13 protein-coding genes are annotated in these 13,027 nt (G+C 55.9%); 9 read left to right on the forward strand and 4 right to left on the reverse strand.

The features are described 5' to 3' along the window. The 5 genes from nudB to ruvB all read left to right on the forward strand — a co-directional run bounded on the left by nudB (nucleotide 1) and on the right by ruvB (nucleotide 3,482). Nucleotides 1–444, forward strand: a complete 444-nt coding sequence (gene nudB / locus ACOTXF_RS13590; RefSeq protein WP_008500446.1) for a dihydroneopterin triphosphate diphosphatase — start codon at nucleotides 1–3, stop codon at nucleotides 442–444. 27 nt (nucleotides 445–471) lie between these two features. Continuing rightward, nucleotides 472–1,212: a YebC/PmpR family DNA-binding transcriptional regulator gene (locus ACOTXF_RS13595; RefSeq protein ID WP_008500447.1), complete on the forward strand. Its 741-nt coding sequence runs from the start codon at nucleotides 472–474 to the stop codon at nucleotides 1,210–1,212. Between the two features lie 34 nt (nucleotides 1,213–1,246). Then, on the forward strand, nucleotides 1,247–1,768 hold the full coding sequence (gene ruvC / locus ACOTXF_RS13600; RefSeq protein WP_003859749.1) for a crossover junction endodeoxyribonuclease RuvC: 522 nt from the start codon (nucleotides 1,247–1,249) through the stop codon (nucleotides 1,766–1,768). A gap of 80 nt (nucleotides 1,769–1,848) precedes the next feature. Further along, complete coding sequence (ruvA, locus tag ACOTXF_RS13605) at nucleotides 1,849–2,463, forward strand: Holliday junction branch migration protein RuvA (protein WP_008500448.1); 615 nt, start codon at nucleotides 1,849–1,851, stop codon at nucleotides 2,461–2,463. 8 nt (nucleotides 2,464–2,471) lie between these two features. Continuing rightward, nucleotides 2,472–3,482 (forward strand): Holliday junction branch migration DNA helicase RuvB, encoded by a 1,011-nt coding sequence (ruvB, locus tag ACOTXF_RS13610; protein WP_008500449.1) that lies wholly within the window; start codon nucleotides 2,472–2,474, stop codon nucleotides 3,480–3,482. A gap of 52 nt (nucleotides 3,483–3,534) precedes the next feature. Here the strand turns inward: ruvB and znuB are convergent, their stop codons facing one another. Then, entirely contained in the window at nucleotides 3,535–4,320 is a 786-nt protein-coding gene (gene znuB, locus ACOTXF_RS13615) for a zinc ABC transporter permease subunit ZnuB (protein WP_021240439.1), read from the reverse strand. Further along, entirely contained in the window at nucleotides 4,317–5,072 is a 756-nt protein-coding gene (gene znuC, locus ACOTXF_RS13620; protein WP_008500451.1) for a zinc ABC transporter ATP-binding protein ZnuC, read from the reverse strand. Before znuC ends, znuB begins: the two co-directional genes overlap by 4 nt. Nucleotides 5,073–5,149: 77 nt before the next feature. Here znuC and znuA point away from each other — a divergent pair, with 77 nt between their 5' ends. The 3 genes from znuA to lpxM all read left to right on the forward strand — a co-directional run bounded on the left by znuA (nucleotide 5,150) and on the right by lpxM (nucleotide 8,521). Continuing rightward, on the forward strand, nucleotides 5,150–6,094 hold the full coding sequence (gene znuA / locus ACOTXF_RS13625; protein WP_025910050.1) for a zinc ABC transporter substrate-binding protein ZnuA: 945 nt from the start codon (nucleotides 5,150–5,152) through the stop codon (nucleotides 6,092–6,094). 15 nt (nucleotides 6,095–6,109) lie between these two features. Next, nucleotides 6,110–7,429 carry a murein DD-endopeptidase MepM gene (gene mepM / locus ACOTXF_RS13630; RefSeq protein WP_232926576.1) on the forward strand — a complete coding sequence of 440 codons (1,320 nt, stop codon included), beginning with the start codon at nucleotides 6,110–6,112 and terminating at the stop codon, nucleotides 7,427–7,429. A gap of 120 nt (nucleotides 7,430–7,549) precedes the next feature. Then, nucleotides 7,550–8,521: a lauroyl-Kdo(2)-lipid IV(A) myristoyltransferase gene (gene lpxM / locus ACOTXF_RS13635; protein ID WP_008500454.1), complete on the forward strand. Its 972-nt coding sequence runs from the start codon at nucleotides 7,550–7,552 to the stop codon at nucleotides 8,519–8,521. Between the two features lie 45 nt (nucleotides 8,522–8,566). Here lpxM and pyk read toward each other — a convergent pair whose 3' ends face one another. Both pyk and ACOTXF_RS13645 read right to left on the reverse strand, forming a co-directional pair. Beyond that, a complete protein-coding gene (gene pyk, locus ACOTXF_RS13640; protein ID WP_008500455.1) occupies nucleotides 8,567–10,009 on the reverse strand; it encodes a pyruvate kinase in 1,443 nt (480 codons plus the stop codon). Nucleotides 10,010–10,146: 137 nt separating this feature from the next. Next, nucleotides 10,147–11,016, reverse strand: a complete 870-nt coding sequence (locus ACOTXF_RS13645; protein ID WP_008500456.1) for a MurR/RpiR family transcriptional regulator — start codon at nucleotides 11,014–11,016, stop codon at nucleotides 10,147–10,149. Between the two features lie 356 nt (nucleotides 11,017–11,372). Here ACOTXF_RS13645 and zwf point away from each other — a divergent pair, with 356 nt between their 5' ends. Continuing rightward, complete coding sequence (gene zwf, locus ACOTXF_RS13650) at nucleotides 11,373–12,848, forward strand: glucose-6-phosphate dehydrogenase (RefSeq protein ID WP_008500457.1); 1,476 nt, start codon at nucleotides 11,373–11,375, stop codon at nucleotides 12,846–12,848. Nucleotides 12,849–13,027: the final 179 nt, after the last annotated feature.

Consider the following 13,027-nt stretch of genomic DNA (forward strand, 5'->3'; position numbering starts at 1 on the left):
ATGACATATAAGCTCCCCGTTTCGGTCCTGGTGGTCATTTATGCAGAAGACACGAAGCGGGTGCTGATGTTGCAGCGGCGCGATGACCCTGAATTCTGGCAGTCGGTTACCGGCAGTCTGGAAGAGGGGGAAACCGCGCCGCAGGCCGCCGCGCGTGAAGTAAAGGAAGAGGTCGCCATTGACGTTGCCCGCGAGCAACTGACCCTGAAGGACTGTCAGCGCACGGTGGAGTTCGAAATTTTTAGCCATTTACGTCATCGCTACGCGCCGGGTACCGAGCGCAATACGGAGTCCTGGTTCTGTCTCGCGCTCCCCCATGAACGGGAGATCGTGTTTACCGAACACCTGACCTACCGCTGGGTGAATGCGGCGGATGCCGCCGCACTGACCAAGTCGTGGAGCAACCGGCAGGCGATTGAAGAATTTGTAATTAACGCTGCCTGAAAAGGCGCGCTCTTTGAGGATATTTTTATGGCAGGTCATAGTAAGTGGGCCAACACCAAACACCGCAAAGCGGCACAGGATGCCAAGCGCGGTAAGATCTTTACCAAAATCATTCGCGAGCTGGTGACGGCAGCGCGTCTGGGCGGCGGCGACCCGGCGTCTAACCCGCGTCTGCGTGCGGCGGTGGATAAAGCGCTGTCTAACAACATGACGCGTGACACCCTGAACCGTGCTATCGCACGTGGCGTGGGCGGTGATGAAGACGCGAACATGGAAACCATCATTTATGAAGGTTACGGTCCAGGCGGTACGGCGGTGATGGTTGAGTGCCTGTCCGACAACCGTAACCGTACCGTTGCGGAAGTGCGCCACGCGTTCACCAAAACCGGTGGCAACCTGGGCACTGACGGTTCCGTTGCTTACCTGTTCAGCAAAAAAGGCGTCATCTCCTTCGAGAAAGGCGACGAAGATGCGATCATGGAAGCGGCGCTGGAAGCCGGTGCGGAAGACGTAGTGACCTTCGACGACGGCGCTATCGACGTTTATACCGCCTGGGAAGAGATGGGTGCCGTGCGCGATGCGCTGGAAGCGGCGGGCCTGAAAGCGGACAACGCTGAAGTCTCCATGATCCCGTCCACCAAAGCGGACATGGATGCAGAAACGGCACCAAAACTGCTGCGTCTGATCGACATGCTCGAAGACTGCGACGACGTGCAGGAAGTGTACCACAACGGTGAAATCTCTGATGAGGTTGCAGCGACTCTCTGATGAGAGCGTGTAAACCCGTTACAGGAGATGCGTGATGTCGATTATTCTCGGGATTGACCCAGGCTCACGCGTCACCGGTTATGGCGTTATCCGTCAGGTGGGACGCCAGTTAACCTACCTGGGCAGTGGCTGTATTCGCACCAAAGTGGACGATCTGCCGTCGCGCCTGAAGCTCATCTATGCGGGCGTGTCGGAGATCATCACCCAGTTTCAGCCGGACTATTTCGCCATCGAGCAGGTCTTTATGGCGAAAAATGCCGATTCGGCGCTAAAGCTCGGTCAGGCGCGCGGGGTGGCCATTGTCGCTGCGGTGAACCAGGATTTGCCGGTATTCGAATACGCGGCAAGGCAGGTTAAGCAAACGGTGGTGGGCATCGGTAGCGCGGAGAAAAGTCAGGTGCAGCACATGGTGCGGACCCTGCTCAAGCTCCCTGCGAACCCACAGGCCGACGCCGCCGATGCGCTGGCGATTGCGATTACCCACTGTCACGTCAGCCAGAACGCGATGCAAATGAGCGAATCGCGGCTCAATCTGGCGCGAGGCAGGTTACGATAATGACAAATCAGGCTGGATGTTTATCCAGCCTTTTTTTATTATGTCGGCAGTTAATTTCTTCCAGAACGCAGGAGCGTCACGTGATAGGCAGACTCAGAGGCATCATCATTGAAAAACAACCCCCGTTAGTGCTGCTGGAAGTGGGTGGCGTGGGCTATGAAGTCCATATGCCGATGACCTGCTTCTACGAGCTGCCGGACGCGGGCAAAGAGGCGATTGTCTTTACCCAGTTTGTGGTGCGTGAAGATGCTCAGCTGCTGTACGGCTTCAACAACAAACAGGAACGCACCCTGTTCCGCGAGCTGATTAAAACCAACGGCGTCGGGCCGAAGCTGGCGCTGGCGATCTTATCCGGCATGTCTGCACCACAGTTTGTGAATGCCGTTGAGCGTGAAGATCCTGCGGCGCTGATTAAGCTTCCTGGCATCGGTAAGAAAACGGCAGAGCGCCTGATTGTCGAGATGAAAGACCGCTTTAAAGGCCTGCATGGCGATCTCTTCACGCCGGCGGCCGATCTGGTACTGACCTCGCCAGGTGCGCCTGCGGCGGATGATGACGCGGAGCAGGAAGCGGTTGCCGCGCTGGTGGCACTGGGCTATAAACCTCAGGAGGCCAGCCGCATGGTAAGTAAAATTGCCAAACCGGACGCCAGCAGTGAAACCCTGATTCGTGAAGCGCTGCGCGCTGCATTGTGAGGTAAAGGATGATTGAAGCAGACCGCCTGGTTTCGGCAGGCACTGTTCAGGCAGAGGATGTGGTGGATCGCGCGATTCGCCCAAAACTGCTTGATGAGTACATTGGCCAGCCGCAGGTTCGTTCCCAGATGGAGATTTTTATCCAGGCGGCAAAACTGCGCGGCGATGCGCTCGATCACCTGCTGATTTTTGGCCCGCCGGGTTTAGGCAAAACCACGCTGGCGAACATCGTTGCTAATGAAATGGGCGTGAACCTGCGCACCACCTCCGGCCCGGTGCTGGAGAAGGCGGGCGATTTGGCGGCCATGCTGACCAACCTCGAACCGCATGACGTGCTGTTTATCGATGAGATCCACCGCCTGTCACCGGTGGTGGAAGAGGTGCTCTATCCGGCGATGGAAGATTATCAGCTGGATATCATGATCGGTGAAGGTCCGGCTGCGCGCTCCATCAAAATCGATCTGCCGCCGTTTACCCTGATTGGCGCAACGACGCGAGCCGGGTCGTTGACCTCTCCACTGCGCGACCGCTTCGGTATCGTGCAGCGTCTGGAGTTTTACCAGGTGGCCGATCTCCAGCACATCGTTGGCCGCAGCGCCCGCTATATGGGGCTGGAGATGAGCGAAGAGGGGGCGTTTGAAGTGGCGAAGCGTTCCCGCGGTACGCCGCGTATCGCCAACCGCCTGCTACGCCGCGTGCGTGACTTTGCTGAGGTGAAGCACAACGGTTCGATCTCCGCTGAGATCGCCGCGCAGGCGCTGGATATGCTGAACGTTGATGCCGAAGGTTTTGACTACATGGACCGCAAGCTGCTGCTGGCGGTGCTGGACAAGTTCTTTGGTGGCCCGGTCGGGCTGGATAACCTGGCGGCAGCAATCGGGGAAGAGCGTGAAACCATTGAGGACGTGCTTGAACCGTATCTGATCCAGCAGGGCTTCCTGCAGCGCACCCCGCGTGGACGTATGGCCACGGTGCGGGCGTGGAATCATTTCGGCATTACGCCACCGGCAATGCCGTAAGCAGCGATAATTTATAGCCCCGGTAAGCGAAGCGCCACCGGGGACATACCCGCTACTGCGCGGTCTTCTTCATCATACTGAAGATAAACAAAACCGCCGCACTCAGCACCACGGACGGCCCCGCAGGCGTGTCATAGAACGCCGAGAAGGTTAGCCCACCCGTTACCGCAATCATCCCGATAATTACGGCGACACCGGCCATCTGCTCAGGCGTACGGGCAAAACGACGCGCCGTAGCCGCAGGGATGATCAGCAGCGACGTAATAATCAGCGCGCCGACAAACTTCATCGCCACGCCAATGGTTAACGCCGTTACCAGCATCAGCAGCAGCTTAACGCGCTGCAGCTTCACGCCATCGACGAACGCCAGATCGGGGCTGACGGTCATCGCCAGCAGGTTACGCCACTGCCAGAGCAGAATCCCGAGCACCACCACAACGCCAATGGCGATAGCGATGAGATCGTCAGGCGTGACGGCCAGCAGGTCACCGAACAGGTAGGCCATCAGATCCACGCGGATATTGGACATCAGGCTGACCACCACCAGGCCCAGCGACAGGGCGCTGTGCGCCATGATGCCAAGCAGGGTATCGATGGCGAGGTGAGGGCGTTTTTCCAGCCAGACCAGACCGGCCGCCAGCAGCAGCGTGACGACAATCACCGCATAGAACGGGTTGACGTTCAGCAGCAGGCCAAAAGCCACGCCCAGCAGGGACGCGTGCGCCAGGGTATCGCCGAAGTAAGACATTCTGCGCCACACCACAAACGAGCCGAGTGGACCCGCGGCGCAGGCAAGCATAATCCCGGCCAGCCAGCCGGGCAGTAACAGTTCAATCATGAGTGTCCATTTCCCCGACGCAGAACGATTCGTCCCTGCAAATCATGGCGGTGATTATGATGATGGCGATAGATGCCGAGCTGTTCAGCGCCGCGAGGGCCGAACATGGAGATAAATTCCGGGTGCATGGAGACCACTTCTGGCGTGCCGGAGCAGCAGATATGGTGGTTGAGACACAGCACTTCATCAGTTTTTGCCATCACCAGATGCAGGTCGTGGGATACCATCAGTACCGCGCAGTTCAGTTCCTGACGCAGCTGGTCAATAAGATCGTATAGCGCGACCTGGCCGTTGACGTCGACCCCCTGCGTCGGCTCATCCAGCACCAGCAGCTGCGGGCTGCTGAGCAACGCACGGGCAAGTAATACGCGCTGCGTTTCACCGCCGGACAGTTTTTGCAGCGGCGCATCGACAAGATGGCCTGCCTGCACGCGCTTCAGCGCCGGGAGAATATCGGCTTTACGCGTGCCGGGGCGCAGGCGCAGGAAACGGCTCACCGTCAGCGGCAGCGTGGCGTCAAGGTGCAGTTTTTGCGGCACATAGCCGATACGCAATTTTTCCTCACGCTTGATCACGCCTTCATCGGGTGCGACCAGACCCAGCACCACGCGAACCAGGGTGGATTTGCCTGCGCCATTGGGGCCGAGCAGCGTCAGAATTTTGCCGGGCTTCAGATCGAGCGACACGTCAGAGAGGACGCGGCGCTGGCCAAATGAGACCGAAATATTTTCAAGAGAAACCAATGTCGTCATGTCATTTTAAGCTTGAAGAAGTCAACGAATGTTATAATATCACATTCCACGCATTCACTACGATGATTAGTCGCATTATGTTACATAAAAATACGCTTCTTTTCGCAGCATTATCCGCTGCCCTTTGGGGCACAACCGCACAAGATGTTAACGCTGCGGTTGTCGCTTCGCTTAAACCACTCGGGTTTATCGCGTCAGCCATTGCTGACGGAGTAACAGAAACCCAGGTTCTGCTCCCGGATGGTGCATCCGAGCATGACTACTCCCTGCGCCCTTCAGACGTAAAACGCTTACAAAACGCGGACTTAGTTGTCTGGATTGGTCCGGAAATGGAAGCGTTTATGCAGAAGTCAGCAAAACAGGTGGCGGGCGAAAAACAGGTCGCGATTGCCGCCCTCCCAGGCGTGAAACCGTTACTCATGAAAGGGACGGATGACGACGGCGATGAACATGACCATCATGCTGCCGACGGTGAAAAAGGTGATGGAGATCACCATCACGGCGAGTACAACATGCATCTTTGGTTATCCCCAGAGATAGCGCGGCTTTCAGCGGTTGCAATCCATGACAAATTAGTGGAACTTATGCCGCAAAGTCGAGCCAAACTAGACGCCAACCTGAAAGATTTTGAGGCACAATTAGCCGCAACCGATAAGCAGGTAGGTAATGAGCTCGCACCGTTGAAAGGAAAAGGGTATTTCGTTTTTCATGACGCCTACGGCTATTACGAAAAACACTACGGTTTGACCCCGCTGGGGCACTTTACCGTCAACCCTGAAATTCAACCTGGTGCGCAGCGTTTACATGAAATCAGAACACAGCTGGTTGAGCAAAAAGCGACATGCGTTTTTGCTGAGCCACAGTTCAGGCCAGCGGTCGTAGAAGCCGTGGCCAGGGGGACATCCGTGCGCATGGGGACCCTTGACCCGCTAGGAACGAATATCCAGTTGAGCAAAGCGAGCTATTCGCAGTTCCTCAGCCAACTGGCGAACCAGTATGCGAGCTGCCTGAAAGGAGATTAACGAGGAAGTGAATACGTGCAACAGATAGCCCGCTCTGTCGCCCTGGCATTTAACAATCTGCCTCGACCCCACCGCGTCATGCTGGGGTCGCTTACAGTACTCACCTTAGCGGTCGCCGTCTGGCGGCCCTATGTTTACCACCCGAGTTCTGCCCCTATCATCAAAACCATCGAGCTAGAAAAGAGCGAAATCCGCTCTTTGCTGCCTGAAGCCAGTGAGCCTATCGACCAGTCTGCTCAGGAAGATGAAGCCATTCCACAGGATGAACTGGACGATAAAACCGAGAATGAAGCGGGTATCCACGAATATGTAGTTTCTACCGGGGACACGCTGAGCAGCGTGCTGAACCAGTACGGCATCGACATGGGCAATATCAGCCAGCTGGCGGCGGCAGATAAAGATCTTCGCAACCTGAAAATTGGGCAACAGCTCTCCTGGACGTTAACGGCCGATGGCGATCTCCAGCGTCTGACCTGGAAAATGTCCCGCCGTGAAACCCGCACCTACGATCGCACGGCAACCGGTTTCAAAATGACCAGCGAAATGCAGAAGGGCGACTGGGTCAACAGCGTTCTCAAAGGCACCGTGGGCGCAAGCTTTGTCTCCAGCGCGCGCGACGCAGGGTTGACCAGCGCTGAAATCAGTTCGGTGATCAAAGCCATGCAGTGGCAGATGGATTTCCGCAAGCTGAAAAAAGGCGATGAGTTTTCCGTCCTGATGTCCCGCGAAATGCTGGACGGCAAGCGCGAGCAAAGCCAGCTGCTGGGCGTGCGTCTGCGCTCCGAGGGCAAAGATTACTACGCGATCCGTGCCGAAGACGGCAAGTTCTACGACCGCACCGGTACGGGCCTTGCAAAGGGCTTCCTGCGCTTCCCGACGGCGAAACAGTTCCGCGTCTCCTCCAACTTTAACCCGCGTCGTCTGAACCCGGTCACCGGACGCGTCGCACCGCACCGTGGCGTTGACTTTGCTATGCCGCAGGGCACACCGGTACTCGCGGTTGGGGATGGCGAAGTGGTGGTGGCCAAACGTAGCGGCGCAGCCGGATATTATGTTGCGGTACGACATGGTCGCACGTATACGACCCGCTATATGCACCTGCGTAAGCTGCTGGTTAAACCAGGACAGAAGGTGAAGCGTGGTGACCGCATTGCGATCTCCGGTAATACCGGTCGCTCTACCGGCCCGCACCTGCACTACGAAGTGTGGATCAACCAGCAAGCCGTGAACCCGCTGACGGCAAAACTGCCGCGCACCGAAGGCCTGACGGGTAAAGATCGTACGGATTACCTGGCGCAGGTGAAAGAGGTGTTGCCGCAGCTGAGCTTAGACTAAGCCCTCTGTTTTTGTTAAAAAAGCCGGCGCACCCTGACGCCGGCTTTTTCTTTTGTGCGCGGACGACTGCCTCGCTACACTATCTGAATTAATTTTGCGTCATCAGACCCTGGATCCAGCATGGAAACCCAAAAAAACAATATTGAATACATTCCTGAGTTTGAAAAATCCTTCCGCCATCCGCGCAACTGGGGCGCCTGGCTCGGTGTCTACGCCTTTGCGGGGATAGCGTTGCTGCCGGCTTCCGTCCGCGATCCTGTTCTGGGTAAAATTGGCCGTCTTGCCGGGCGCTTAGGCAAGAGTGCCCGCCGTCGCGCGCAGATCAATCTCTATTACTGTTTTCCTGAAAAGAGCGACGCCGAGCGCGAGGCAATCATTGATGAGATGTATACCACCGCACCGCAGGCCATGGCGATGATGGCAGAGCTGGCGCTGAAAGGGCCGGAGAAAATTGTCGATCGCGTTGACTGGAAAGGGCTGGATATCATTGAGGAGATGCGCCGCAATGACGAGAAAGTCATTTTCCTTGTCCCACACGGCTGGGGCGTTGATATTCCGGCGATGCTAATGGCCTCTCAGGGCCAGAAGATGGCGGCAATGTTCCATAACCAGGGCAATAAAATCTTCGACTTTGTCTGGAATACGGTGCGTCGTCGTTTTGGCGGACGCCTGCATGCGCGCAACGATGGCATTAAGCCGTTCATTCAGTCGGTACGCCAGGGGTACTGGGGCTACTATTTGCCGGATCAGGACCACGGCCCCGAGCACAGCGAGTTTGTCGATTTCTTTGCGACCTATAAAGCGACGCTCCCTGCGATTGGCCGCCTGATGAAAGTGTGTCGTGCCCGCGTGATCCCGCTATTCCCGGTCTACGACGGTAAAACGCATCGCCTGAGCATTGAGGTTCGTCCGCCGATGGACGATCTGCTGACCGCTGACGACCACACCATTGCCCGTCGGATGAACGAAGAGGTGGAGATCCTGGTAGGGCCGCATGCCGAGCAATACACGTGGATCCTGAAGCTGCTTAAAACGCGTAAGCCGGGTGAAAAAGAGCCGTATAAACGCAAAGAGCTTTATCCAACGAAATAAAAAAAGCCCTCTCCATCTGGAGAGGGCTTTTTAACAGAGACGTTATTACTCGACGGTCATAACGCGCGTGGTGTTGGTTGAGCCGATGGTGCTCATCACATCGCCCTGGGTCACAATGACGATATCACCAGAGACCAGATAGCCTTTGTCGCGCAGCAGGTTTACGGCATCGTGCGCCGCGGCCACGCCGTCATTGGTGCTGTCGAAGTGTACCGGCGTCACGCCGCGGTACAGCGCCGTCAGGTTCAGCGTACGTTCGTGACGGGACATGGCGAAGATCGGCAGACCCGAGCTGATACGAGAGGTCATTAGCGCGGTGCGGCCAGATTCGGTCATGGTGATGATCGCGGTAACGCCCTTCAGATGGTTTGCCGCATACATTGCAGACATCGCAATCGCTTCTTCAACGTTGTCGAACTGCACGTCCAGACGGTGTTTAGAGACGTTGATGCTTGGGATCTTTTCAGCACCCAGGCAAACACGTGCCATGGCGGCCACGGTTTCTGCCGGATACTGGCCCGCAGCGGTTTCCGCAGAGAGCATTACCGCATCGGTACCGTCCAGCACGGCGTTGGCCACGTCCATCACTTCTGCACGGGTTGGCATCGGGTTGGTGATCATCGATTCCATCATCTGAGTGGCGGTGATCACCGCGCGGTTCAGTTGACGTGCGCGACGAATCAGGGCTTTCTGAATACCCACCAGCTCAGGGTCGCCGATTTCCACACCCAGGTCGCCACGCGCAACCATCACCACGTCAGAGGCAAGGATCACGTCGTCCATAGCATCCTGATCGCAAACGGCTTCCGCACGCTCAACTTTGGCGACGATTTTGGCATCGCAGCCTGCATCACGCGCCAGACGACGCGCATAGTTCAGATCTTCGCCGCAACGCGGGAAGGAGACAGCCAGGTAGTCAACACCGATCAGCGCAGCAGTCACAATATCCGCTTTATCTTTATCAGTAAGCGCTTCCGCAGAGAGGCCGCCGCCCAGCTTGTTGATGCCTTTATTGTTGGAGAGCGGGCCGCCGACGGTGACTTCGGTGAACACTTTCATGCCCTGAACTTCCAGCACTTTCAGCTGCACGCGACCGTCGTCAAGCAGCAGGATATCGCCAGGTACGACGTCAGCCGGGAGGCCTTTATAGTCGATACCGACTTTCTCTTTATCGCCTTCGCCTTTGCCCAGGTTGGCATCCAGCAGGAATTTGTCGCCGATATTGAGGAAAACTTTACCCTCTTTAAAGGTCGAAACACGGATTTTAGGACCCTGCAAATCGCCGAGGATCGCAACGTGACGGCCCAGTTTGGCTGCGATTTCACGCACTTTATCGGCACGTAATTTATGGTCTTCTGGCGTACCGTGAGAGAAGTTCATACGCACCACGTTGGCGCCAGCGGCGATAATTTTCTCGAGATTATTATCGCGATCGGTGGCCGGGCCTAAGGTGGTTACGATCTTGGTTCTGCGAAGCCTTCTGGACATGTAATACTCCGTTGACTGAAACAACTTTGGTGTTGCGTGAACATTGAATCGGCCTTCATCTGCTGCAAGGCAGTGGAGAGGGGACCGAATGCCGTAAATCGTTACTTCGTCATTATTCGTGACGTCTTCGTTATCAACTATCGAACATCGCTCTTTATAAGCAATTCTTTATCAAAACGCGATTCCTTCAGCGCTTCCTTGACCCGCTTCAAGTTATCCCGGAATTTTGCCCCCCGGCGTAAGGTAAAACCGGTCGCCAGCACGTCAATCACGGTGAGCTGAGCCAGTCGGGAGACCATTGGCATATAAATGTCGGTGTCTTCCGGCACGTCGAGAGTGATCGCCAGCGTCGCCTCACGGGCCAGCGGTGTGCCCGCCGTGGTCAGCGCAATCACCATGGCATCGTTTTCACGGGCCAGCTGCGCCAGTTCTACCTGACTCTTAGTGCGGCCAGTATGCGAAATCAGTACCACGACGTCATCTTCACTGCAATTCATACAGCTCATGCGTTGCAGGACAATGTCATCGGAATAAATCACCGGGACGTTAAAGCGGAAAAATTTGTTCATGGCGTCATGCGCGACGGCCGCCGACGACCCGAGCCCAAAGAAGGCAATTCGCTTGGCCTGGGTGAGTAAATCCACTGCGCGATTCACGGAACTCATGTCCAGAGACTGACGGACGTGGTCAAGCGAAGCCATGGCCGACTCAAAAATTTTCGCGGTATAGGCATCAACGCTGTCGTCTTCATCCACATTACGATTAACATAAGGGGTGCCGTTAGCCAGACTTTGTGCCAGATGCAGTTTAAAATCAGGAAAGCCGCGCGTTTCCAGGCTGCGGCAGAAACGATTGACCGTGGGTTCGCTAACACCCGCTTCCTGTGCCAGAGCGGCGATGCTTGAATGAATCGCCTGAGCGGGAGAGGCGAGAATGACCTCGGCCACTTTTCGCTCGGATTTGCTAAGGTGTTCCAGTTGAAACTGGATTTTTTCCAGCATGTTCATGTTAACAGGACGCTCATGGGTGTAAACGATTTCATTAATTGATGAAATCGTGATTCGATTTAGCCGATATTACCCCTGTGGCTTCCATTAAGGGTAACAATCGACGAGATAATGTTGTTGTTTTTTTTCATTACTTGATCGATGTCGGGTTTTGCTATGACCCTGTTGCGCAAAGAAACGACGGTTGTTGCGTCATTAAGCCGTCGAAATCATCCGAAGGGTGAAAAATCGCGGTATCGCACGCGACGATAAGCGCTAATGGTTTCGGGAATGACGTAAAAGCAGTACAGTGCATTGTAATAAAATTACAACGATACCTGGCAGAAGTACCAGGTGATCCAACTGAGGAGAATGACATGGCGGTAACGCAAACAGCCCAGGCATGTGACCTGGTCATTTTCGGCGCGAAAGGCGATCTTGCACGCCGAAAATTGCTGCCTTCCCTGTATCAACTGGAGAAAGCGGGCCAAATTCATCCGGATACGCGTATCCTGGGTGTTGGGCGCGCCGACTGGGACAAGGACGCTTATACCAAAGTCGTCCGCGAGGCGCTCGAAACTTTCATGAAGGAAAAAATTGATGAAAGTTTGTGGGATACCCTGAGCGGTCGTCTCGATTTCTGCAACCTTGACGTGAATGACGTCAGCGCGTTCGCTCGCTTGGGCGCGATGCTGGATCAGAAAAACCGTGTCACCATTAACTATTTCGCCATGCCGCCAAGCACCTTCGGCGCCATCTGCAAGGGCCTGGGCGAAGCCAAACTGAACGCCAAACCGGCGCGCGTCGTGATGGAGAAGCCGTTGGGTACGTCCCTGGCAACCTCGCGTGAAATCAACGACCAGGTAGGCGAGTTCTTTGAAGAGTGCCAGGTCTACCGTATCGACCATTATCTCGGTAAAGAGACGGTGCTGAACCTGCTGGCGCTGCGTTTTGCTAACTCCCTGTTTGTAAATAACTGGGACAACCGCACTATCGACCACGTGGAAATCACCGTGGCGGAAGAGGTGGGGATTGAAGGTCGCTGGGGTTACTTTGACCAGGCAGGTCAGATGCGCGACATGATCCAGAACCACCTGCTGCAGATTTTGTGCATGATTGCCATGTCTCCTCCGTCTGATCTGACGGCGGACAGCATCCGTGACGCCAAAGTGAAAGTGCTGAAGTCGCTGCGCCGCATCGACCGCTCCAACGTGCGCGAGAAGACCGTTCGCGGCCAGTACACCGCCGGGTTTGCGCAAGGTAAAAAAGTGCCTGGCTACCTGGAAGAAGAGGGCGCGAACAAGTCCAGCAACACCGAGACGTTCGTGGCCATCCGCGTGGACATCGACGACTGGCGCTGGGCGGGGGTTCCGTTCTACCTGCGCACCGGTAAGCGTCTGCCTGCGAAATGTTCCGAAGTGGTTGTCTACTTTAAGAACCCGGAACTGAACCTGTTCAAAGAGTCCTGGCAGGAGCTGCCGCAGAACAAACTGACCATTCGTCTGCAGCCGGACGAGGGCGTGGACATCCAGATCCTGAACAAAGTGCCGGGCCTGGATCACAAACACAACCTGCAGACCACCAAGCTGGATCTGAGCTACTCCGAAACCTTTAACCAGACGCACCTGGCCGATGCGTACGAGCGTCTGCTGCTGGAAACCATGCGCGGTATCCAGGCGCTGTTCGTGCGTCGCGATGAGGTGGAGGAGGCGTGGAAATGGGTCGACTCCATCACCGAAGCCTGGGCTGCCGATCAGGATGCGCCAAAACCGTATCAGGCGGGCACATGGGGACCTGTCGCGTCGGTGGCAATGATCACCCGTGATGGCCGCTCCTGGAACGAGTTTGAGTAAGATAATCCGCTAGCCCGAAAGTGTTATTTTACCGGTAACATGATCTAACACAGCTCGTGGCACAATTTTCAACTTTTAAGCTCCGCGTGGATTCACCCGCGGAGCTTTTTTTATTACACTGCCGGAAGTGATTTTGCCCCTGAGCTCCGGACAGCAAGCGTTTCAGCGTTGTTAAAAAC

Origin of the sequence: Enterobacter cloacae complex sp. IR53041 (genome assembly GCF_049238285.1) — a bacterium.
GTDB lineage: Bacteria > Pseudomonadota > Gammaproteobacteria > Enterobacterales > Enterobacteriaceae > Enterobacter > Enterobacter roggenkampii.